This window comes from Methylocaldum sp. GT1TLB (assembly GCF_051027445.1).
Taxonomy (GTDB): domain Bacteria; phylum Pseudomonadota; class Gammaproteobacteria; order Methylococcales; family Methylococcaceae; genus Methylocaldum.
This window is the reverse complement of record NZ_CP194898.1, coordinates 1,162,630-1,184,553: the sequence shown is the minus strand read 5'-3', so window position 1 is coordinate 1,184,553 and position 21,924 is coordinate 1,162,630. Positions and strand designations below refer to the sequence as shown.

Below are 21,924 nucleotides of genomic sequence, written 5' to 3'. Positions count from 1 at the left end.
CGAATGAGCGAGGAAACGCGCCGCCAGGAATGTCCTGCTTACCTGGCCGTGCACCCGACGCTGGGGCAACACCGTTACGGCGGCCGACCGCTGCCCTGCCTGATTTGGCGCTTCGGTTCGCACCGACGGGCGATTTCCTCGGCGGTGTCCGGCGGCGGCTTATCGGTTGTGGGGTGGATACTGAACGCGCAAGTGCCATCCGATTACCGCCGGACCGATCCCGCCGCCCACGTGGCCGAGATCGCCGCCGCCTGCGGCCTTGCCGGCTCCGGTGCCGGACTGCTTACCGCCTGCGATGTGCGTGGCTATCGGCGAGCGAGCGATGGCGAGGTCGCCGCCGACGCCACCGTGGGCATCGCTCAGCCGATATGGGCGGCGGCCGATGCGCCGTCGGGCGATTACCGGCCGGGTACCATCAACCTGGTTGTGCAATTGCCGGTTCGCTTGAGCGAGGCCGCCCTGGTCAATGCCGTCGCCACGGCGGCCGAAGCCAAGGCGCAGGCGCTGTGGCAGGCTCGCGTGCCGGGGACCGGCACGGCCACCGACGCGGTGTGCGTGCTCTGTCCTTCGGACGGCCCGGCGGAATCCTTCGCCGGCCCGCGTTCGGTGTGGGGCGGCAGGCTGGCGCGGGCAGTGTACGCGGCGGTGCTGGCCGGCCTGGAGGTGGATCTATGACGGCTCGTACACTGATGGTTCAGGGCACCACGTCCGACGCCGGCAAGAGCACGCTGGTCGCCGCCTTGTGCCGCTTGTTGGCGCGGCGCGGCGTGAGAGTCGCGCCGTTCAAGCCGCAGAACATGGCGCTGAACAGCGCCGTCGCCGAGGACGGCGGCGAGATAGGCCGCGCCCAGGCGGTACAGGCTCGGGCGGCTGGATTGGAACCTCACACCGACATGAACCCGGTGCTCCTGAAACCCAATACCGACACGGGCGCTCAGGTCATCGTCCAGGGCAGGGCCATCGGCAATCTGGACGCTCAGGACTACCACGCCTACAAGCGCATCGCCCGCCGCGCGGTGATGGAGTCCCACGGAAGGCTCGCGGCCCGGTTCGATGCCATCGTCGCGGAAGGCGCGGGCTCGCCGGCGGAAATCAATCTGCGGGAAGGCGACATCGCGAACATGGGTTTCGCGGAAGCCGTGGACTGCCCGGTGATTCTGATCGCCGACATCGACCGGGGTGGCGTGTTCGCCCATCTGGTCGGCACTCTTGCGCTCTTGTCGGAAAGCGAACGGGCACGGGTGGCCGGCTTCGTCATCAACCGCTTCCGCGGCGACATCGCTCTGCTGCAACCGGGGCTGGACTGGCTGGAGCGGGAGACCGGCAAGCCGGTTTTGGGCGTACTGCCTTATCTCCACGGTCTGCATCTGGAGGCGGAAGATGCGATCGAATCCGGACAGAGAGGCGCGAGCGCCGGGGCTCTGCGGGTGGTCGTTCCGGTCACGCCGCAGATCAGCAATCACACCGATTTCGATCCGCTACGCCTGCATATGCAGGTCGACCTTCGCTTCGTATATCCGAGCGAGGCGCCACCTCCCGCGGACCTCGTGATCCTGCCCGGCTCCAAGAGCGTGCGCGCCGACCTATCGTTCCTGCGCACAACCGGCTGGGAGGCTTATCTTCGGCGCCATCTGCGCTATGGCGGTAAACTGCTCGGCATTTGCGGCGGTTTTCAAATGCTCGGACAAGAGATTCACGATCCTTTGGGCCTGGAAGGCGAGACAGGTTCCTGTGCCGGTTTCGGCTGGCTGGACCTGTGCACGGTGCTGGAGCCGGAAAAGCAGCTCCGCAACGTACGAGGCGAATTGACGCTGGAGAACGCGCCGGTGACGGGTTACGAAATTCATGCCGGCGTGACGAAAGGACCGGCGCTGGAACGCCCTTTCGCCCGGCTGACGGACAGAAACGACGGCGCGTGCTCGGAGGACGGGCAGATCATGGGGACCTATCTGCATGGATTGTTCGAGTCGAACGCCGCGACCGATGCCATTCTCCGCTGGGCCGGGCTGGCCGAGCCGGAAACCCCGGATTACGCCGCTATTCGGGAAGCGGAAATCGACCGTCTGGCGGATGCCGTAGGCGCCCACCTGGACATGAATGCGATCGATCGGATGTTGGAGCTGAACCGGCAGGGAGTATACGCGTGAAGGAATTGATTCTGGGCGGGGTTCGCTCCGGGAAAAGCCGATTGGCGGAAAAGCGGGCGGTGGACAGCGGCCTGGCCGTGACCTATATCGCTACGGCACGAGTCGGCGACGAGGGCATGCGGCAACGGGTGGAAGACCATCGGCGGCGGCGCCCGCCCGATTGGGACCTGGTCGAAGAGCCGCTGGAATTGGCCGTAGCCTTGCGCGCCCGCGCGGCGGAAGGGCGCTGCCTGATCGTCGATTGTCTCACCCTATGGCTGACCCAGCTCTTGTGCGAGACCGACGCGGCGAGGCTTGCACGCGAGCGGGACGCTTTGATCGAAGCACTGCCCGGTCTACCGGGACACATCATTCTGATCGGCAACGAAACCAATATGGGCGTGCTGCCGCCGGGGGAACTGAGCCGCCGCTATTGCGACGAGGCCGGCCTGTTGCATCAGGCATTGGCGGGTGTCTGCGACCGGGTGATTCTGACCGTGGCGGGTCTTCCATGGGTGTTGAAGGGGGAAAAACTGTGACCGGGGACATTGCATGGCTGAAAGGACCGGTGGCTCAACCCGACGAGGAAGCCGCGCGCATGGCCGCGGAACGTCAGTCGATGCTCATCAAGCCGCCGGGCGCGCTGGGACGGCTAGAAGCGCTGGCGATCCGGCTCGCCGCCTGGCAGAGAACGTCCAAGCCTTCCGCCGACCGGGTGCGCATCGTCCTGTTCGCCGGGGATCACGGCGTGGCGGAGGAGGGCATATCGGCCTTTCCCCAGTCGGTCACGGCGGCCATGGTGCGCCAGTTCGCACAGGGCGGCGCGGCGGTGAGCGTGCTCGCCCGCACGCTCGGCGCGGATCTGGAGTTGATCGACATGGGCACGGTCGAGAATGCGGGTCCCGTAACCGGCGTGCTGGACCTCCGTCTCGGGCCGGGCACCGCGAATTTCGTGCGCGGACCGGCCATGACCGAACGCCAGTTGGCACAGGCTCTCCGTACGGGCCGTGATGCCGCCGAGCGCGCCCGCTCGGCCGGGGTTCAAATCTTCATCGGCGGCGAGATGGGCATAGGCAACACCACCGCCGCCGCCGCGCTGGCCTCGGCCCTGCTCGGCGAGACGGCCGAATCGCTGGCTGGTCCCGGTGCGGGTCTGGGCACGGAAGGCGTGCGGCACAAAGCCGAGGTGATTCGCCGGGCGCTCGCTCTGCATGGTCCGTATCTGGGCAATCCGCTGGAGGCCTTGCGCCGGCTCGGCGGTTTCGAAATCGCCGCCCTCGCCGGGGCCTTCGTCGCCTGCGCGCAGCAAGGTCTGCCGGTGCTGGTGGACGGATTCATCTGCACTGCGGCGGCTTTGACGGCGGAACGGCTGTGTCCGGGAGCCGCCGGCTGGTTTCTCTACGCCCACACTTCGGCGGAACCGGGGCATAAACGGATTCTGACGGCCCTGGACGGGAAGCCCTTGCTTGATTTGGGAATGCGCCTCGGCGAAGGCAGCGGAGCCGCCGCAGCGCTGCCCTTGCTGCGGCTGGCCTGCGCCCTGCACTCGGGTATGGTGACTTTCGAAGAGGCGGGGATTGCGGGCAAATCGCCGTGAGTGATGGTGTCGTTCATATCGACCTTCTGCGCCACGGCGAAACCGTGGGTGGCACGCGGTTTCGCGGCAGCCTGGACGATCCGCTCACCGACGAGGGTATCCGGCAGATGGAATGCGCCGTGGCCAACGCGGGACCCTGGGATGAGATCGTCACCTCGCCTTTGTCGCGCTGTGCCGCATTCGCCGCAAGCCTGGCCCAAAGATTGAGCATTCCTCTGGAAATCGACGAACGGCTCAGGGAGATCCATTTCGGCGACTGGGAAGGGCGCAGCTATGCCGAGCTGATGGCCACGGCACCGCTCGCGCTGACCCGTTTTCTCGGCGATCCCCTCCGGCACCCGCCGCCTGGTGCGGAGTCGGTGGAGGCATTCCGGGAGCGGACGCTCGATGCTCTTTGGGACCGGCTGACGGCGCACAACCTGGGTCGCCGTCTGCTGCTCGTCACCCATGGCGGTGTGATCCGCGTGATGCTCTGTCATGCGCGGCAATGGCCGCTCGCCCGTTTGCTCGAAATCGACGTGCCGCACGCCTCGCTGCATAGCCTCTGCGGGAGCGGGCAGCGTTGCGAGGAGGTGCGTCCATGAGCGAACTCAGACCCCTTTTGATCGCTCTTCAGTTCCTGACCCGGCTGCCGGTGCGTCTGGATGCGCCGCCGGATGGTTCGGCGCTGGGTCGTTCGCTGCTGTTTTATCCCCTGGTCGGCTTGGGTCTGGGATTGACGCTCGCGGTATTGGCCCAGTTCTTGAGCGAGGTCGGCGGCTGGCTGCCCGCGGCGATCATGCTGACGGTGTGGGTGGCCTTGACCGGAGCCCTGCATCTGGATGGACTCGCGGATAGCGCCGACGCCTGGGCTGGAGGCTTCGGCGACCGGGAGCGCACCCTCGCGATCATGAAGGACCCGCGCAGCGGCCCGGTCGCCGTGGTCGTGGTGGTGCTGGTTCTCCTCCTTAAGGCTGCCGCGCTGGAATCCGTCATGGCCCGGCACGACTGGACAGCCCTCGCGCTGGCGCCGGTGCTGGGTCGCGCCGCACCGCTGCTGCTGTTTCTCAGCACGCCGTATGTACGCCCCGGCGGTCTCGGCTCCGAGCTGGCGCGGCATCTGCCGCGCCGGGGCGGCACACTGGTGTTGTCCGCGACCCTCGTTGGCGTCCTGCTGGCTGTCAGCGTACGCGGTATCTGGCCTTTGCTTGCAACCGGCGCCTTGTTTTGCTGGCTGCGGCTGTCGATGATCCGGCGCATCGGCGGAACTACCGGGGACACCGCCGGAGCGACGATAGAACTCACCGAATGCGCGGTTCTGGTCGGCCTGGCTCTGGCCGGTGGTTAGGGGCGCATAGCGACCGGCGAACGCACCGTTGGAACGGCGCACTTCTTATTGTCTCGCTGGTCTCAAGAATGGAAGCGTCCGGCAAAGGAGGGCCGATCCATGCAGACTTTCCGCACCGCATTCATCTCGATGATCGCTTTGGCTGCCGCGACGGGCAGCGGCGGGGCGCAGACGTCCGGTGGGGCGGGCGCCTGTCCGCCGATCGAGACACGCCCACCCAACGTGCCGAGTCAGCGTCCGGCGTTTCCCGGCCAGACCCGAGCTTGCGCGATCGAATCGAATGTCGCTTTCGACGTCGTCGTGCTCACGAAAGGGCTGGAGAAACCGTGGGCCGTGGAGCCTCTTCCCGGCGGCGACCTGCTGGTCACGGAAAAGCCCGGCCGCATGCGGATCGTCTCGGCCAATGGAGAATTGGGGCAGCCGATTGCCGGCGTGCCGGCGGTCGACGCGCGCGGCCAGGGGGGCCTGCTCGACGTCGTGCTGAGCCCGAACTTCGCGGCCGACCGGACGATCTTCTGGAGCTATACCGAACCGCGGCGGGGCGGCAACGGCACCACCGTCGCCCGCGGCGTACTGTCCCCCGACCGGCGTAGCCTGGACCAGGTTCGGGTGATCTTTCGGGCGCTGCCGACCTACGACGGCGACAAGCACTACGGTTCGCGAATCGCCTTCGGTCCGGACGGCATGCTGTACGTGACGACCGGCGAACGCTGGGACGCGGAGATGCGCAAGTACGCGCAGCAGCTCGACAGCCATCTGGGCAAGGTCCTACGGATCAACCCGGACGGCTCGTCGCCGAAGGACAATCCCTTCGTCGGCCAGCCCAACGCACTGCCCGAGATCTGGACGCTCGGCCATCGCAACATCCAGGCCACGGCCTTCGATCCGGAAGGACAGTTCTGGGTGGTCGAGCACGGCGCTAAGGGCGGCGACGAGCTGAACCTGATCGTCAAGGGCAAGAACTATGGCTGGCCGCTGGTCGCCTACGGCGAGGAATACTCGGGCGAGCCGATCCCCGGCGCGGTGACGGCCCGTCCCGGTTTCGAGCAACCCGTCTATTACTGGGACCCGGTGATCGCGCCGTCCGGCGCGCAGTTCTACACGGGCGATGCCTTTCCGGCGTGGCGCGGCAGTCTTTTTACCGGCAACCTCAAGGACGAGCGGCTGGTGCGCGTCGTCCTCGTGAACGACCGGGTGAAAGGCGAAGAGCATCTCCTGGCCGACCGGCGCCAGCGCGTGCGCGACGTACGGCAGGGTCCGGCCGGGGAATTGTATGTCGTCACCGACGAGAGCAACGGCGAACTGTGGAAGATCGTGCCGAAGCGATAAGGTCGCAGCGAACCACGCAAATCGGCAGACCGCCGCAAAAGGGTACGCTTCGCTGACCCGATCGGGCCAGCGCCAATTCGGACCGCGCCGCTCAATCATTCGGCCGCGGTGTGGCCTGACCTCTCATTGAAGCGTCGTCTCGTTGCAAACATTCGTGGAGGAATCTGATGATCGGATACGTAACCAATATCGAGCAGGATACGCTCGCAAACCAGGGCTACCGGCGCGTGCTCTACACCGGTCGAATACGCAACTGGTGCTGATGACGCTCCAGCCGGGCGAGGAAATCGGGCTCGAGACGCACGCGGGGCACGACCAGTTCATGCGCATCGAATCGGGACCCGGCGTGGCCGTGCTAAACGGCGAGGAGCACCCGTTGAGCGATGGCGTGGCGGTGGTGATTCCGGCGGGCGTCGAACAGAACGTGATCAATACCTCATCCGACCAGCCGCTCGGGCTGTACACGCGCTACAGCCCGCCCGAGCATCCCGACGGCACCGTGCACCGAACGAAGGCCGACGAGTCCGCAGAACACTGAGATCGGCATTCGAGTGCCGAGATGAGCACTGCCGGCCCCATCATCACCCTTTTGCCGGTTATAACCGGCTGCGGACCGATATCGCCGGCCGCGTGTTCGGGGGCGATGTCCTCAGCAATTGCCCGACCAATTGGCGCGCCTCGACCTGCGCATCCGCTATCGAGGCCACACGCTCGATTTGCATCTGACCCGCGACGCTCTAACCGTGCACGGACGCGAGCCCGGTATCGCGCCGATCCGCCTGGCATTCAAGGATGAAGTACACGACTTCCCCGGCGGCAGCACGCACGTTTTCAGGCTCGGCGGCGCGGGACAGTGACGGATAGGCACGCCGTCCGCACTCCGCGGGTAGGAGCGCTTTCAAAGCACAACATGAAGTCCGTGTCACACCGAGCAGTCCATGTTTCGATCAGTTTTCCTACTTTTTGCCGTTGCAATTTTGGCATTTTCGAGCGCCGCTCCTTCTGCGGAGGAGATGCGCGCCGATCCGGATAACTATAAGCGGCAGATTTCCCGCCTAAAACCCGGAGATATTTTGCTTTTCAGCCCGGGCGTTTATCGGCAGGGAATTTTCATCGATGGGCGCAACGGGAGACCCGGAAAGCCGATCACGTTGGCAGGGATCGGAGGGCGCCCGATATTTCTGGCGAGGCCCGGCCAAGACACCGTCGTGCTACACGACTCCAGCTATATCACGCTTCGCAATCTGGAAATCGACGGAAGGGGAGTGATGGTCAACGGCGTTCAGGCTTCGGGAAATTTCGCCCATCACATCGTCCTGGAAGATTTGCTCATCCACAATCTCGGGCGACATCAGCAGTTGGTCGCGATCTCATCGAAATGCCAGGCTTGGGACTGGCAGGTTCGCCGCAATATCGTGATCGGTGCCGGGACCGGCATGTACTTCGGAAATTCGGATGGGAATCATCCTTTTTGGGGCGGCCTGATCGAAAACAATCTCATCATGAACACGATCGGCTACAACCTGCAGATCAAGCATCAGAACCCGAGGCCCAGGCTTCCCGGAATGCCGCTGGAATGGCCGGTTCCGCGGCGCATACTCGGCCGCGGGACGCAATCCGCGCTGGAGCCCTGCGCTCGAACTCAGGACGCCGGTGCGGTAAATTCCGGCCGTGCCTGACGGGGCAAGCGCTAGCGCACTTTGACCTTGACCACGGTGGAAAGGCCCGGCCTCAGCCGGCTCAGGTCGGTGCCGGGCCGGAACAGAATTTTTACCGGTATGCGCCTAACGATCTTGGTGAAGTTGCCGGTGGCGTTTTCCGACGGCAGCAGGCTGAATTCCGACCCGGAAGCCGGCGCGAAACTATCCACCGTCCCTTCGAACCGAATGTCGGGGTAGGCATCGACTTGGATGTCCACCGGTTGCCCCGGTTGCATGTGTCCGATTTGGGTTTCCTTGAAGTTGGCTTCCACGAAGAGCCCGTCGACCGGAACCAGATAGCCGAGTACGGTGCCGGGCTTCACGAGCTGGCCGACCTGCACGCTGCGATTGCCGATGATTCCGGCGAAAGGCGCCGTAATATGGGTGTTGGCAAGATCGATACGGGCCAGGTCCAGCGCGGCTTGAGCCGCCTGCAATCTGGCCCGGGTTTCGCCGATCTGGGCGTCCAGGGAGGCCAACTGGCTTTCCGCTTCCAGCCGTGACGAACGGTATTTCTCCCGTTGCGCGGCGGCCTGCTTATAGGCGGCTTCGGCAACATCGCGGGTTTGGGCCGACACCGCGCCGTCCGCCGCCAAATGGCCGAATCGCTTCAAGTCCTTTCCGGTCCGTTCCAGGTCGGCTTCAGCGGCGGCGATGTTGGCTTCTTCCTGACGGATCTTGGCGCTCTGTGCGCGCATGTCGGTTTCCAGGGTCTGGATGCGAGCCGTTTCCACCATGACTTGGGCTTCCGCCTGGGCAACCCTGGCGCGGAAGTCGTGGTCGTCGATCACGACGAGAAGATCGCCCGGCATCACCTTCTGGTTGTCCTGGAACAAGACTTCCTTGACGTAGCCCGTCTCTTTGGGACTGATCAGGCTGATGTGCGCCTTGAGATAGGTGTTGTCGGTAGTCTCGAACGGATGGATCGCCTCGAGCCAATACACGATGCCGGCCGCAGTCGAAACGATGAGTGTCAGGAGGACGAGGATGGTTTTTGAAGAGGGGAGGCGCATGGGCTTCGATTGCTGTACTACACGGTGTAGTTTAGTCTAGTCGCCGGTTCCACTTCAAAGCAATTCGTCCGAGCAGGATCATGACTACAATCCCCAATCCAAAACGACAGGCCATACTAGATGCGGCCAAGCGCACGTTTCTCGCAAGCGGCTACAGCGGTGCCAGCATGGAAGCCATCGCCGAGGCCGCGCCGGTATCGAAGCCGACGCTCTACAGTCATTTCCACAGCAAACAGGAATTGTTCGCCGCCGTGATCGGCGAACAATGCGAAGCCTTGCTGAGCACCCTTTCCCGTGCTCAGACCGAGTCGCTCGGTCCGGCAGCCGGCCTGAAAGCCATCGCCGGCGCTTTCGTCGATCTCATCTATTCCAACGAGGCCTTAAATCTCTATCGCCTGATCATCGCCGAGCAGCAGCATTTTCCGGAACTGGGCGAGTTGGTATACCGCTCCGGCCCGGAACCGATATTGCAACGGCTCTCGGTTTATCTCGGCGAACTGCGCGGACGCGCCGCTTTGCAAATCCTCGATGTGAACAGATCGAGCCGATCGCTATTAGGAATGCTGCAAGGCGATGAACATTTACGCTGCCTTTTGGGTTTGCAGCCGGGCTTGAGCGAGGCCGAAAAGGAACACCTTATCGAGGCCGCCGTTTCGCTGTTCCTCAAGGGACATGGTTATGACGCCTAAGCTGGGCTGGCTATGCGTGCTGATCGGCTTGGCCGGATGTACCGTCGGACCCGATTACCGGAAACCCGTGCCGGCCGTCCCGGATCGCTGGCAGGCCGGAAAGGAGGCGACCGCCGATCTGAAGCCGATCGACCCGGAGACTTTGAAAACCTGGTGGAAGAGCTTCGACGATGCGCGGCTGAGCCGTTTGATGGAACAGGCCTTGGGGGGCAACCTGGACCTCAAGATGGCGCTGGCCCGCATCGGCCAGGCCAGGGCCGAACGACGCGGCACCCGCGCGGAATTGTTCCCGACCGTCGATGCCGCGGCGGGCGCCCAGCGCGCCGACAATCCCTTCCCCGGCCTTGCGCCCGGTATCCGTTACAACTTGTTCGAGCTGGGGTTCGACGCTCTGTGGGAAATCGATCTATTCGGCCGTCAGCGGCGGCGGCTGGAAGCGGCATCCGCCGACCTGGAGGCGGCGCAGGAGCAACACGCCCAAGCTCTGGTGACGCTGACGGCCGACCTGGCGCGCAGCTATATCGAATACCGCAGCCTGCAAAACCAGCTGGGCATCACCCGCGCCAATCTCGATGCGCAGCGGCATACGCTGAAGCTGACGAAGCGGCTGTTCGACGAAGGCGTGGGGACACGGCATGACGTGGTGCGGGCACGGGCTCAGACCGAGACCACCGAGGCGCAGATTCCCGCCCTGGAGGGAGAGTTGACTGCCGTTCTTCGGCAACTGGAACTGCTGGTGGGGCAGCAGCCTGGTTCCCTGGCGGCCGAGTTGAACGAGGGTGGGGCCGTCCCCGTGGCGCCGGGGCGGGCGATCCTGGCTTCCCCTGCGGAGACGATCCGCCATCGCCCCGATCTCCGCATCGCCGAACGCCAACTGGCCTCCGCCACTGCCATGCAAGGCGCCGCGATCGCGGAGCTGTTTCCGAAAATCTCGCTATCGGCTTTTTTAGGGCTGCGTAATACCGACATCGAAAACCTGTTTAAATCGGCGGCTTTCTCCTACAGTACAGGCGCCAATCTTTTGCAGCCGCTGCTCAACTTCGGACGCATCCGTGCCGGTATCGATTTGGCCGAAGCGCAGCAACAAGAAGCCTATTTCGCCTTTGAAAAGGCGGTGCTCGAAGCGCTTCGGGAAACGGAAACCGCGCTGACCCGGTACCTCAAGGAGGAGGCGCGGCGGCAGACCTTGGCACGTTCGGTGGCGGACCTGCGCGAATCGGTTCGGTTGTCCCAGTTACGCTATAACGTCGGCGTCATCTCGTTTTTGGACGTCCTGGATGCTCAGCGCGCTCTTTATGTCGCCGAAATCGAGCTGGCCCGGTCCGAAGCGGGGGCTTCCACGAATCTGATCGCGGTGTATAAAGCCTTGGGTGGCGGCGCAAACCCTAGGCCGCTACAGCCGGAAACCATTCAGGGAAAATCATGAGCAAAAGGACGAACTGGGCGCTGATCCTCGTCGGCGCCGGCGTCGCAGTTGCCGCGCTATGGTGGGTCTTGCGCCCGGAGGGGTTGCCCGAGGGTATCGCCGCCGGCAACGGCCGCATCGAAGCGACCGAGATCGATATCGCCACCAAGATTCCGGGCCGCGTCGTCGAAATCCTGGCACGGGAAGGCGATTTCGTGGAGGCCGGCGAGGTGCTCGCGCGTATGGACACGGACGTGCTGCGTGCCCAGCAAGCCGAAGCGCGGGCCCAGGTTCGCCAGGCCGAGAACGCTTACCTTACGGCGCAATCCATGGTCGCTCAGCGTGAGAACGAACAGGCCGCCGCGGAGGCGGTCGTCGCCCAGCGCCGCGCCGAACTCGATGCCGCCGAGAAGCGCCTGCGCCGTTCGCTGGCGCTCGTCGACGAAGGCGCCGTTCCGCTACAGCAACTCGACGATGACCGTGCCCGGTTGCTGGCCGCGCGGGCCACGGTCAACGCGGCCCAGGCCCAAGTTGCGGCGGCGCGGGCCGGCATCGACGCGGCGAAGTCGCAGGTGGTGGAAGCGCAGTCGGTAATCGCGGCAGCCAAGGCGACAGTCGCTCGCCTGCAGGCCGATATCGACGATGCTGAACTGAAGGCGCCGCGCGACGGCCGCGTGCAGTACCGCGTCGCCGAACCCGGCGAAGTCCTAAGCGCCGGCGGGCGCGTGCTCAACATGGTGGATCTTTCCGACGTCTACATGACCTTCTTTTTACCTACAGAGGCGGCGGGTAGGGTCGCGCTCGGCAGCGACGTCCATCTGGTTCTCGACGCCGCGCCGAACTACGTGATCCCGGCCAAGGCCAGCTTCGTCTCCAGCGTCGCCCAGTTCACCCCGAAAACCGTGGAGACCGAAACCGAACGCCTCAAGTTGATGTTCCGCGTGCGCGCCCATATCGATCGCGAACTCCTGAAGCGGCATCTCGAGCAGGTCAAGACCGGCTTGCCGGGCATGGCCTACGTCAAGCTCGACCCGGATGCCGCATGGCCTCCCGAGCTCCAGATAAAACTGTCGAGATGAATACCGCTACGCCCGCCGCGCCGGTCGTCCGCATTCGGGGCGTCAGTCTCCGCTACGGGGGAAATCCGGCTCTCGACAATCTGAGTCTGGATATTCCTGGCAACTGTATGGTGGGTTTGATCGGGCCCGATGGCGTGGGCAAGTCGAGCCTGATGTCGCTGCTTACCGGCGCCCGGAAAATGCAGCTGGGGCGGATCGAGGTGCTGGGCGGCGATATCGCGGATGCCGTCCACCGCCGCGAGCTGTACCCGCGCATCGCTTACATGCCGCAGGGGCTGGGCAAGAATCTCTATCACACCTTATCGGTGTTCGAGAACGTCGATTTCTTCGGCCGGCTGTTCGGCCAAGGGGAAGCCGAGCGCAGCGGGCGAATAGAGGAACTGCTCGAAAGCACCGGTCTCGCACCCTTCCGGGACCGCCCCGCGGGCAAGCTGTCGGGCGGCATGAAGCAAAAGCTGGGGCTTTGCTGTGCGCTGATCCACGACCCGGACCTCCTGGTGCTTGACGAGCCGACCACCGGCGTCGATCCATTGTCGCGCGCCCAGTTTTGGGAATTGATCGCCCGTCTGCGTCGGCGCCATGCCGGCATGAGCGTGTTGGTCTCGACCGCCTACATGGAGGAAGCGGAGCGCTTCGATTGGCTGGTGGCGATGGACGCCGGAAAAATTCTCGCGACCGGCACCGCGTCCGAACTGCGCGAACGCACCGGCGCCGATAAGCTGGAAGTGGCGTTCATTCGGCTGCTGCCGGAGGAAAAGCGCACAGGCTACACGGAAGTCGTCATTCCGCCCCGCGAGGTCGGCGGCACACCGGAAATCGCCATCGAAGCGCGTGATCTCACCATGCGTTTCGGCGATTTCGTCGCCGTCGATCATGTCAATCTACGCATCGAACGCGGCGAGATTTTCGGCTTTCTCGGCTCCAACGGCAGCGGCAAGACGACCACGATGAAAATGCTCACCGGACTCTTGCCGCCCAGCGAAGGCGAGGCGCGCCTGTTCGGCCGGGTGGTCGATGCGCGAAATCTCGAAACCCGGAAGCGCGTCGGCTACATGTCGCAGGCGTTTTCACTGTATTCCGAGCTGACCGTGCGGCAAAACCTGGAATTGCACGCCAAGCTGTTTCACCTGACTCCCGCCGATATTCCGGCCCGGGTCGACGAAGTGGCGAAGCGTTTCCTTTTGGCCGCGGTTATGGACACACTGCCCGACGCCCTGCCTTTGGGTCTGCGCCAGCGCTTGTCGCTGGCGGTGGCGGTCATCCACCGGCCGGATCTCCTGATTCTCGACGAACCGACCTCCGGCGTCGACCCGGTGGCGCGCGATATGTTCTGGCAGCTGATGATTGATCTCGCGCGCCGCGACCGGGTCACCATCTTCATTTCCACCCACTTCATGAATGAGGCCGAGCGCTGCGATCGCATCTCTCTGATGCACGCCGGCAAGGTGCTCGCCAGCGACACCCCCGCCGCACTCGTCGAGCGCAGCGGCACGGCCACGCTGGAGGACGCCTTCATCGCCTATTTGAAAGGCGCGAGCGGCCAGGACGAGGTGCCGGCGGCGGAGATGTCGCCTCCGGCGGCCCGGACCGCTGCCGTGGCGCACGCGCCCGCCGCCCGCTTCAGCCTGTTGCGGTTGTTCAGCTACAGCTGGCGCGAAGCGCTGGAATTGCGCCGCGATCCGCTCCGGGGGGTCATATCGCTATTCGGTACGGTGCTTCTCATGTTCATCATGGGCTACGGCATCAGCATGGACGTCGAGGATCTGCGCTTTGCCGTGCTCGATCGCGATCAGACCACGCTCAGCCACAATTACACGCTCGACCTCGCAGGCTCGCGTTATTTTATCGAACAGCCACCGATCGCCGATTACGACGAAATCGACCGCCGCATGCGCAGCGGCGAACTGAGCCTGGCGCTGGAGATTCCGCCCGATTTCGCGCGCGACGCGGCGCGTGGCAACCATGTCGAGATCGGCGCCTGGATCGACGGCGCCATGCCCACGCGCGCCGAGAACGTGCGCGGCTACGTACAGGCCATGCACCAGGGCTGGCTAATGGAGCAGGCGCGCCGGCGTGACACGGGACGCCTTCCCGCCGGGTTGATCTCGATCGAGACGCGCTATCGCTACAACCCGGACGTCAAGAGTCTGCCGGCCATGGTGCCGGCGGTGATTCCGCTGCTGCTGATGCTGATCCCGGCCATGCTCAGTGCGCTCAGCGTGGTGCGCGAGAAGGAACTCGGTTCCATCCTCAACTTGTACGTCACCCCGGTAAGCAAGACCGAGTTCCTGATCGGCAAGCAACTGCCTTATATCGCTTTGGCGATGCTCAATTTTTTTCTACTGTCGGTGCTGGCCGTGTTCGCCTTCGGCGTTCCGCACAAGGGCGACTTCCTGCTGCTGACCGTGGCCGCGCTGCTCTACGTGACGGCCGCCACCGGCCTTGGCCTCCTGATCTCGGCCTTCACCCGCACCCAGATCGCCGCTATTTTCGCCACCATGATCGCGACCATGCTTCCGGCCTCGCAATTTTCCGGCATGCTCGACCCCGTGTCCTCGCTGGAAGGCGGGGCGCGCGTGATCGGCGAGATTTACCCGACCACCCATTTCCTGACCATCAGCCGGGGCACTTTTTCGAAGGCATTGGGTTTCGCCGACCTCAGTTCCCGGCTGGTGCCGCTTGTCCTTGCCATTCCGGTGATCCTGGCTTTGAGCATCGCGTTGCTGAAGAAACAGGAGCAGTAGCCATGCACGCCTTGCTCAACATCTTCCATCTCGGGATCAAGGAACTGCGCGGCCTAGGGCGCGACACCCTGATGCTGGTGCTGATCGCGTACTCCTTCTCCTTTCAAGTGTACATAGCCGCGACCGGGCTTCCCGAGTCGCTGCACAATGCGCCTGTCGCCATCGTCGACGAAGACCGCTCACAATTGTCGACGCGCATCATCAATGCTTTTTATCCGCCTCACTTCCTGCCCCCGGCGATCATCGATCTCAGTGCCGTCGATCCGGCCATGGATGAAGGCCTCTACACTTTCGTCCTCGACATCCCGCCCGATTTTCAGCGCGACGTGCTGGCCGGGCGCCAGCCGGCGGTTCAGCTCAACGTCGACGCCACCCGCATGTCGCAGGCCTTCATCGGCAATAGCTACATCCAAAACATCGTCAACGGCGAGGTGGCGGCCTTCGTCCAAGGCCATAGCGCGCTCGCCGCCCTGCCGGTCGAGCTCGAAGTGCGTATGCGCTTCAATCCGAACCTGACCGCGGCCTGGTTCGGCTCGGTGATGCAGGTCATCAACAGCGTCACCATGCTGTCCATCATTCTCACCGGTGCCGCCCTGATCCGCGAACGCGAGCATGGCACCGTCGAACACCTCTTGGTGATGCCGCTGACGCCGTTCGAGATCATGATGAGCAAGGTGTGGTCGATGGGATTGGTGGTGGTCGTCGTGGCGACGGCATCGGTCGTTTTCGTCGTGCAGGGCGCGCTCGAAGTGCCGATCGAAGGCTCGATCGCGCTGTTCGTCCTGGGAACGACACTGCATTTGTTCGCCACCACCTCCATGGGTATTTTTCTGGGCACGGTGGCTCGCTCGATGCCGCAGATGGGCCTGTTGATGATCATTGTTCTGCTGCCTTTGCAGATGCTGTCCGGCAGCACCACTCCGCGCGAGAGCATGCCCGAGTTGGTGCAGAGCATCATGCTGGCGGCGCCGACTACCCATTTCGTCTCGCTCGCCCAGGCCATTCTTTACCGCGGAGCGGGTTTTGGCATCGTCTGGCCACAGTTCCTCGCGCTGATCGCGATCGGCGGCGTGTTTTTCGTCCTCGCCCTGGCACGCTTCCGCAAGACCATCGGTTCGATGGCTTAATGGCGCTTCGATAAAGCACCGCCAGCGCAGAGGACGTGCGGACGCGAGACTCTGGTTCGCTCGGTGGCGGATTTGCAGGAATCGATAGGCTGCCGCGTTCATTGACAGCAAGACCTTCGATGCCGGCCTCGGCTCGCCGGTTTCGCTCGATTATTTCGAGCGACGGAAGGAAGTGCTATGCGTTCGCCTTGGCTGGCGCGCCGAAAAACAAAGCCGTGAACTCGCGTTCGCCGATCGCCCGGACCAATTCCCTGAGTGCGCAGTACACGAACAACAATACCAGTAACCACATTTGGACCAGCCAGAAATGCGGCCAGACGATCTCTTCCACGAGATGACGATTGGCCTCTGCGATCTGTCCGAACTTCGACAGGAAAGGCGCCAAGTGCTCCAGGTACCGAACCAGCAACGTGGCGAGAAAATAGATACTTACTTTCCACGTTACATTGTAGATCAACGGCTTGTCAGGAAAACGGTTGACGAACCGAAAATGATCCGCAACCAGGACGACCTTGCCGACGATCAGTGCTCCGATCGCCGCATTGGCAAAGCCGGTGCTTGGAATATGGTACTCGCGCAAAACCAACTGCTTGGTCAGGATGAGCAGACAGAAGGTCACGAAAAAGAACAGCGTGGGTGGAAGAATCGAAAAAAATTCGTGTTTGATCGTTTCAAGGATTTTCACGGGTGATCTCCTGTCTCTTGAGGGCTAGTTCATCCCCGTTGGGAACGGACGGATAGATCATTTTCAACCGTCGCGGGCGTGGCCTCGCCGACGTCCGGCTCGTCCGCCGAGGACACCATTTGGTTGATCATGAAATCGCATGTGGTCCTCGCCCTCACAATCCCGGCGGCAGCTTTTCCCAGGGATAGCCCTTGGCGGCGAGGTCGTATCCGGTCTGGAACAGCTTCCGCATATAGTCGGTATCGAAGTCTTCCTTGTGCGGGGCGTAAAAACTCTTGGGGATGTAGGCGAGATTGAAGTCGATGCCGTCCCGCTGGGTCTCGGCGTAGATCTTGTACAAATCCCCTACGCCCTGGGTCTGGATCAGAGAGTCGATGGCGCGGCGGGCGATGCTCAGCGTGCGGCGCTCCACCGCCGCCCAGTCGGGGTCGAGGCGGGCATTGCGGACGACATAGAGCCGGCGCTCGCGGATGATGCCCCGCTGCCTGCTGATCTCGGCCACCCTGATAGCGGGCGGATAGAGAAACACCTGGGCCGTTGCGCCGCCGTCCACGTGCATTTCCTGATAGCGCTGGCCATTCGCTTCCACGTCGATCATGACCGGCGGAAATGCGCCCGGAATGGCGGCCGAGGCCAGCATGATCTTGTGGAATAACTCCGGCGCGTCCGCATGGCCGCTGGCGGCGAGTTTGCCCATGTTCCAGATCACCGCCTGGCGAGTGTCCAGGTTGGTTGTGGCCATCAACAAAAGGCGGCCCTTCTCATGCTCCCGGGCGATCTCCTTCAGCATGTCTTCCGTCACATATTTCTTCAGAAGCCGTCCCAGCGGCGCGTTGTCGGCCAGGGCGTCTTCGAAGATCGCCGCCAGAAAATAGCGTGCCTCCAGAATATCCTTGGGCGCGCTGCGCGTGTAGACCTCTTCTAGGGGCGCGTCGTATTTGGGCCCCAGAAATGCGAACGGCGCGATCAAGGCGCCGGTGCTGATGCCGGTGACGCCTTTGAATACCGGCCGGGTACCCCCCGCGGTCCAGCCGCACAAGAGCCCGGCGCCGAAGGCCCCATTATCGCCCCCTCCCGAAAGGGCCAGGAAGTTGGCCGGGGGAAGCGTGTCCGCCTGGTTCTGTGGGGTAAGGTAGGCGCGCTCCCGGTAGAAGGTTTCCATCGCATCTTGGGCAAATTCCGGCATCTCGGTGCGAACCACGTAACGGATTCCGGGCAAACAGACGACTTGGGCTTTTTCTGACCAGGCTTGCGGGACTGCGGGTCGCCGCGTGGGCAGCAAACAGGCGGAAAGGCAGACAATGGCGGCGAGCAGGAGCAAGCCGAACGAGTGGTCGTGCGAAATTATTCCATTCATGGGCCCACTCCGGGAGAGCAGCGATGACCAGCCGCATCGTTATTTATCACGGGAAAACCCCCGGCTCTGCCGCAATGCCATTAAGTTAAGCCGTCACCCCGGCAGGGATTGCTCACCCCATCCCTGGGGTTCGTCCTACGGACCGTGCTGCGCACGTCCAAATTTGCTCCTGGCAAATTTGTGCCGGACAAATCGGCAGGGCGAGGCGCAATGCGGCGAGCGGGTAGGCCAGGGAAGGACTGCCCAGGACTCGCGAGCGAAGCGGGACGGCGTAGCGTGGCGAGGCCGGTTTGCACGCATCGCGCCCGAAGGGTGCCGGGCAGGATCGCCCGGCATGAATCCAGTTCACAGGGATTGTGAACGGTCGAAACCATCCGTGGTCACTGGACCCCGGCACTCCAATCGCAAACGGGCCTTTAGTCGGCCCCTTCCCTGCCGGGGTGACGACATGGCTTTTGCCCGATGGCGGTCAGGCCCCTTTGAGGGGCCAGCCGTCGAAAGCCACCGGCTTTGCCGGTGGATCGTTTCTTAAACATCTGAAAACGTCCGACCATGGAGTTCTGCCGCGGAAACCGCGGATTGTCTCGATCTCGCGGATCCGCGACGGAGCCGGAGAGCGTCGGGTCGTGCCGCAAAGTGGGTCATTCAACGCAACGCCGAAGCGACCGGAAATTGGTAAATCTACGTATGCCGCAGGGCGGGAGCATGGGCTCGAAGGCACCGGTTTCCCATGAACCAAGCCTAAGCGCGGAACATTCTCCCTTGCGCAAGATCGAAAATTGCATTGAGACCTCAATCCGATCACTCCGGTGCGCAGGCCCTGTTGTAATCGACGTCGAAGCTGCCAAGGCTTCGGCAGTGATTGAGGCCTCACGGCATTGGGAGTTGTTGCCTCGATTGATAAGGTAAGCTTCCTGGGACGCCTCAAACTCTAATGACGGAGGGAATTATGAAGTCAACACGGAATGTTGTAAGAATCGGGTTCTCGTCTATCGCCATGCTTTTTTTGGCCGGATGCGTATCCGGCCCCAACATGACCTGGTTGCCGGCAGGCGCCATCTCCACCGATATGATTCTCCCCGTTCAAGTCGCCGCCGGCTCGGAAGGCGCCAGGGGACCGGGTCTGAAGCAGGGCACGGCGAGCTGTAAGGCGGTGCTGTTCATCGCGGGTTGGGGGGATTGCAGTGTTCAAGCGGCGGCGGCCGCTGGCGGCATAACCAATATCAGGACTGTCGACTGGCGGTACGAGAGCTATGTCGCACCTATTTTTTATCGATACACGCTGATCGTGTCCGGAGACTGACCGATTTCGCGACGGGCGGATCGGGTTATGGGAAGACCGTGCGAGGTTCGTGCGCGTAAGGTGGTCATCTCAGGCGAAAAACTGGCGGATCATGTCGCGAATGCGCTGTTGTTCCGGAGATAGCAGTTCCGGGGCGCTATCCTGGAGCCAGCTCAAATATTGTTGAATGACATGTCCGGCTGCCGCGTGATCGGAACTCTGGGTCAAGGTCAGAAAGAGATTCCAGGCCGCGGCCGTCGTGTCGGGGTGCCGATCGCCCAACACGTACCGGCGGACGTCCAATACCTGCTGATGCAGCACTTTCGCCTCGTCGAGATTGCCTAGCGCCCAGAACATCTCCGCCAGGTTGCACAGGGCGGTTAAGGTGTCCGGATGTTCTTTTCCCAGCGTCCGGCAGCATGCGTCGAGCGCCATTTCCTGCAATATTCGAGCTTTGATAAAGTCGCCTGCGAGCCAGAGCGATTCGGCCTCTCGCTGTAGTGTCATTACGTTCTTGAGATCGTCGGACTTCGGAGCCCTGTTTAGGAACGTTTGTACACTGGGTTCGCCGATACGGTTTCCCTGGAATGTACCGAATAAGAGTGGCGGGATGCTGGCACGGACGGCCTTCGCGATCGGCTCGGTTGTGCGCGCAGCCGAATCGTGTTCACCCGGGGAAGGTGGGGGCGAAGCATCGCTATTCTGTTGCGATGCCGCTATTCCCGTCGCCGTGGTGATCAGGCGTGCCAGCTCGACGAGCTGCGATTCGTTTTCCGTTCCCGTCCAATGGAACGGATTATATATGGCGAATTCACGTGATGTAGGTGTGCCGCCATACAGGATGGGAATAAGCGTTTTGCCGCTGTTCAGCGATAGCTCGTGCAGAAGGAGGTCGGAATAGGGAATGTCGGTGTCTGAGGAAGAGGCGGCTTTGGCTTTGTTGCTCCCGTCACCAGTGATCAAGAACAGAATCACCCGGGATTGACGGATATAATCCTTTAGCTGCTCGATACGAGAGCTTTCCGGGCGAGCGTCCCAGTGTTCGACGACGATTCGTTCCGGATGAAAATAGCGGCGCAGGTACCGATAAAGGGCCAATGCCGGAGTGGCTGCGGAGACGTGGTCGTAGCAGATAAAGATATCGCAATGAGGCACAGCCTACTCCGCCTGATTAGTGGATCGGCCTATGCTTACGGTGCTTTCCTCGCAGAAGCTTCCCGGTGCCGATGCTCGCATCCGTGGGCCATCCCTGACCCTCGATATCCTAGTGAGATTAGAGGCGCAAACAACTCGCGCGTCTGTGAAATATTCACATTCCGGAGCTGGCGTCTTTTGACAAACGGCCTACGGCCGTTTGCGCTTCGGTTTTTGCTTGCAGTACCGCATTTTCGATCAGCAGTCGGGCAGTCGCCGCGCTCAAACCATTTCGAGTTCCGGCGGTTTCAAGCCCCGATTCATGCCAGGCCATTTCTTCGACCGCCAGTTGTCGTGCCCCGCTCCAAGCCGCATGCGCCATGAGCGGAGACAGCTTGCCGTCCGGATCGAACCGCTTTATCACATAGTCCGCGATTGAATCCGGGGTGGCCGTGTCCCCGAGTAAACAAATCCCATCCCAAATCAGAGCTCGCACGACGGAGCTCATCTCTTTTTCGTCATATTGTGTCGTCATTCTCGTTATCTCAGATGTCAACGCTGCCCGCCCTGCAGCCGAGGCAGAAACGCATTCATGTTTCGCTTCGAGTCGATGAGCGTGATGCTTCGCTCGGACGGCTCCGCTAAATGCCAAGAAGTCCGGGCGAGCCTTCAAGCAGAAGGCGGTTTGATGGATTTAGCCTGGGAAATAGACCGCATTCGAGGGCTGACCGTCAAGTCGAGTCAGCGGTGTTTGAGCAGTGTCTGAAGCGCCGGTGCTCAAACCGGCCCCATCGCGGGTCGGCGATTCCAACACTAAAACATAGACTTATCGGCAACAACGCGCATCGGCGCGTCAGGTTCGATTCGGTTCTTCGCCAAAGATCAGGGAAAGTCGGCGGAGGGGCGGCGGTGCGTGGGGTTCCGCAGAATAGGCTTTTATCAAGACGCGAACATGGGGCAGAGACTCGGGCGTGAAATAGACGAAGTAAGCCGTTTCATCATCGGACTCGGTTCCATACATGGCCATTCCCTTTGGCCCGTTCCGGGCAATGTAGATGCGCCGGAACGTGCCCCGGATGACGGCTACTTCTCCGCCTTCGTATTCGTCGCGTGTCAGCCGGATGCGATACCAGGTTTCAGATTCCCGCCCGGCTGGGGTTTTTTCGTCCAAGGATCTTTACTCTATCCGTAATGTCCTTTTATTAGACCTTGCCTGGTCCGCCGGATTCTCATGCGTCGTAGCGAGTTGTCGCCGGCCCTATCTATCTCTTATAGGACTTACGCAAAACGGCTTTTGGTACCCTCTCCCTCAGGGAGAGGGTTAGGGTGA

At 62.7% G+C, this 21,924-nt stretch carries 22 protein-coding genes; 16 read left to right on the top strand and 6 right to left on the bottom strand.

Annotated features, from left to right (window positions below; all coding sequences use genetic code 11):
* Positions 1–3 precede the first annotated feature (3 nt).
* The 10 genes from ACR2R1_RS05085 (at position 4) to ACR2R1_RS05040 (ending at position 8,058) form a co-directional block, all read left to right on the top strand.
* On the top strand, positions 4–675 hold the full coding sequence (locus tag ACR2R1_RS05085) for an adenosylcobinamide amidohydrolase (RefSeq protein ID WP_434112925.1): 672 nt from the start codon (positions 4–6) through the stop codon (positions 673–675).
* Complete coding sequence (locus ACR2R1_RS05080; RefSeq protein WP_434112923.1) at positions 672–2,147, top strand: cobyric acid synthase; 1,476 nt, start codon at positions 672–674, stop codon at positions 2,145–2,147. Before ACR2R1_RS05085 ends, ACR2R1_RS05080 begins: the two co-directional genes overlap by 4 nt.
* Positions 2,144–2,665, top strand: coding sequence for a bifunctional adenosylcobinamide kinase/adenosylcobinamide-phosphate guanylyltransferase (cobU, locus tag ACR2R1_RS05075; RefSeq protein ID WP_434112921.1), 522 nt, complete (start codon positions 2,144–2,146; stop codon positions 2,663–2,665). The genes ACR2R1_RS05080 and cobU overlap by 4 nt, the downstream gene beginning before the upstream one ends.
* Positions 2,662–3,723 (top strand): nicotinate-nucleotide--dimethylbenzimidazole phosphoribosyltransferase, encoded by a 1,062-nt coding sequence (gene cobT / locus ACR2R1_RS05070; protein ID WP_434112919.1) that lies wholly within the window; start codon positions 2,662–2,664, stop codon positions 3,721–3,723. Before cobU ends, cobT begins: the two co-directional genes overlap by 4 nt.
* Positions 3,720–4,307, top strand: a complete 588-nt coding sequence (locus ACR2R1_RS05065; RefSeq protein ID WP_077731366.1) for a histidine phosphatase family protein — start codon at positions 3,720–3,722, stop codon at positions 4,305–4,307. The genes cobT and ACR2R1_RS05065 overlap by 4 nt, the downstream gene beginning before the upstream one ends.
* Positions 4,304–5,050, top strand: coding sequence for an adenosylcobinamide-GDP ribazoletransferase (locus ACR2R1_RS05060; RefSeq protein ID WP_347258907.1), 747 nt, complete (start codon positions 4,304–4,306; stop codon positions 5,048–5,050). Before ACR2R1_RS05065 ends, ACR2R1_RS05060 begins: the two co-directional genes overlap by 4 nt.
* Before the next feature lie 99 nt (positions 5,051–5,149).
* Positions 5,150–6,379 carry a PQQ-dependent sugar dehydrogenase gene (locus tag ACR2R1_RS05055; protein ID WP_434112917.1) on the top strand — a complete coding sequence of 410 codons (1,230 nt, stop codon included), beginning with the start codon at positions 5,150–5,152 and terminating at the stop codon, positions 6,377–6,379.
* 262 nt (positions 6,380–6,641) lie between these two features.
* A complete protein-coding gene (locus ACR2R1_RS05050) occupies positions 6,642–6,917 on the top strand; it encodes a cupin domain-containing protein (protein ID WP_240506759.1) in 276 nt (91 codons plus the stop codon).
* A gap of 118 nt (positions 6,918–7,035) precedes the next feature.
* Positions 7,036–7,236 carry a glycosyl hydrolase family 65 protein gene (locus tag ACR2R1_RS05045; protein ID WP_086132992.1) on the top strand — a complete coding sequence of 67 codons (201 nt, stop codon included), beginning with the start codon at positions 7,036–7,038 and terminating at the stop codon, positions 7,234–7,236.
* Between the two features lie 81 nt (positions 7,237–7,317).
* Positions 7,318–8,058 carry a hypothetical protein gene (locus ACR2R1_RS05040; RefSeq protein ID WP_156881889.1) on the top strand — a complete coding sequence of 247 codons (741 nt, stop codon included), beginning with the start codon at positions 7,318–7,320 and terminating at the stop codon, positions 8,056–8,058.
* Positions 8,059–8,069: 11 nt separating this feature from the next.
* Here the strand turns inward: ACR2R1_RS05040 and ACR2R1_RS05035 are convergent, their stop codons facing one another.
* On the bottom strand, positions 8,070–9,092 hold the full coding sequence (locus ACR2R1_RS05035) for an HlyD family secretion protein (RefSeq protein WP_086132990.1): 1,023 nt from the start codon (positions 9,090–9,092) through the stop codon (positions 8,070–8,072).
* A gap of 80 nt (positions 9,093–9,172) precedes the next feature.
* On the opposite strand from ACR2R1_RS05035, the gene ACR2R1_RS05030 reads away from it, so the two are divergent.
* Genes ACR2R1_RS05030 through ACR2R1_RS05010 form a run of 5 tightly spaced genes read left to right on the top strand, consistent with a single transcriptional unit; the run spans position 9,173 to position 16,136 of the window.
* A complete protein-coding gene (locus tag ACR2R1_RS05030; protein ID WP_077731361.1) occupies positions 9,173–9,781 on the top strand; it encodes a TetR/AcrR family transcriptional regulator in 609 nt (202 codons plus the stop codon).
* Positions 9,771–11,207, top strand: a complete 1,437-nt coding sequence (locus ACR2R1_RS05025) for an efflux transporter outer membrane subunit (protein WP_434112914.1) — start codon at positions 9,771–9,773, stop codon at positions 11,205–11,207. Before ACR2R1_RS05030 ends, ACR2R1_RS05025 begins: the two co-directional genes overlap by 11 nt.
* Positions 11,204–12,265 (top strand): HlyD family secretion protein, encoded by a 1,062-nt coding sequence (locus tag ACR2R1_RS05020; protein WP_077731359.1) that lies wholly within the window; start codon positions 11,204–11,206, stop codon positions 12,263–12,265. Before ACR2R1_RS05025 ends, ACR2R1_RS05020 begins: the two co-directional genes overlap by 4 nt.
* Positions 12,262–15,009 (top strand): ribosome-associated ATPase/putative transporter RbbA, encoded by a 2,748-nt coding sequence (rbbA, locus tag ACR2R1_RS05015; protein ID WP_077731358.1) that lies wholly within the window; start codon positions 12,262–12,264, stop codon positions 15,007–15,009. Before ACR2R1_RS05020 ends, rbbA begins: the two co-directional genes overlap by 4 nt.
* 2 nt (positions 15,010–15,011) lie before the next feature.
* Entirely contained in the window at positions 15,012–16,136 is a 1,125-nt protein-coding gene (locus tag ACR2R1_RS05010) for an ABC transporter permease (RefSeq protein ID WP_077731357.1), read from the top strand.
* Positions 16,137–16,311: 175 nt separating this feature from the next.
* Here ACR2R1_RS05010 and ACR2R1_RS05005 read toward each other — a convergent pair whose 3' ends face one another.
* Both ACR2R1_RS05005 and ACR2R1_RS05000 read right to left on the bottom strand, forming a co-directional pair.
* Positions 16,312–16,821, bottom strand: a complete 510-nt coding sequence (locus ACR2R1_RS05005; protein ID WP_077731356.1) for a hypothetical protein — start codon at positions 16,819–16,821, stop codon at positions 16,312–16,314.
* A gap of 154 nt (positions 16,822–16,975) precedes the next feature.
* On the bottom strand, positions 16,976–18,178 hold the full coding sequence (locus tag ACR2R1_RS05000) for a patatin-like phospholipase family protein (RefSeq protein ID WP_240502578.1): 1,203 nt from the start codon (positions 18,176–18,178) through the stop codon (positions 16,976–16,978).
* Positions 18,179–19,127: 949 nt separating this feature from the next.
* Between ACR2R1_RS05000 and ACR2R1_RS04995 the strand changes: the two genes are divergently transcribed.
* Positions 19,128–19,481: a TRL domain-containing protein gene (locus ACR2R1_RS04995; RefSeq protein ID WP_166642705.1), complete on the top strand. Its 354-nt coding sequence runs from the start codon at positions 19,128–19,130 to the stop codon at positions 19,479–19,481.
* A gap of 69 nt (positions 19,482–19,550) precedes the next feature.
* Here ACR2R1_RS04995 and ACR2R1_RS04990 read toward each other — a convergent pair whose 3' ends face one another.
* The 3 genes from ACR2R1_RS04990 to ACR2R1_RS04980 form a co-directional block, all read right to left on the bottom strand.
* A complete protein-coding gene (locus tag ACR2R1_RS04990) occupies positions 19,551–20,615 on the bottom strand; it encodes a tetratricopeptide repeat protein (RefSeq protein ID WP_086134597.1) in 1,065 nt (354 codons plus the stop codon).
* Between the two features lie 154 nt (positions 20,616–20,769).
* Positions 20,770–21,129 (bottom strand): hypothetical protein, encoded by a 360-nt coding sequence (locus ACR2R1_RS04985; protein ID WP_133718976.1) that lies wholly within the window; start codon positions 21,127–21,129, stop codon positions 20,770–20,772.
* 318 nt (positions 21,130–21,447) lie between these two features.
* Entirely contained in the window at positions 21,448–21,765 is a 318-nt protein-coding gene (locus ACR2R1_RS04980; RefSeq protein WP_133718977.1) for a hypothetical protein, read from the bottom strand.
* Positions 21,766–21,924: the final 159 nt, after the last annotated feature.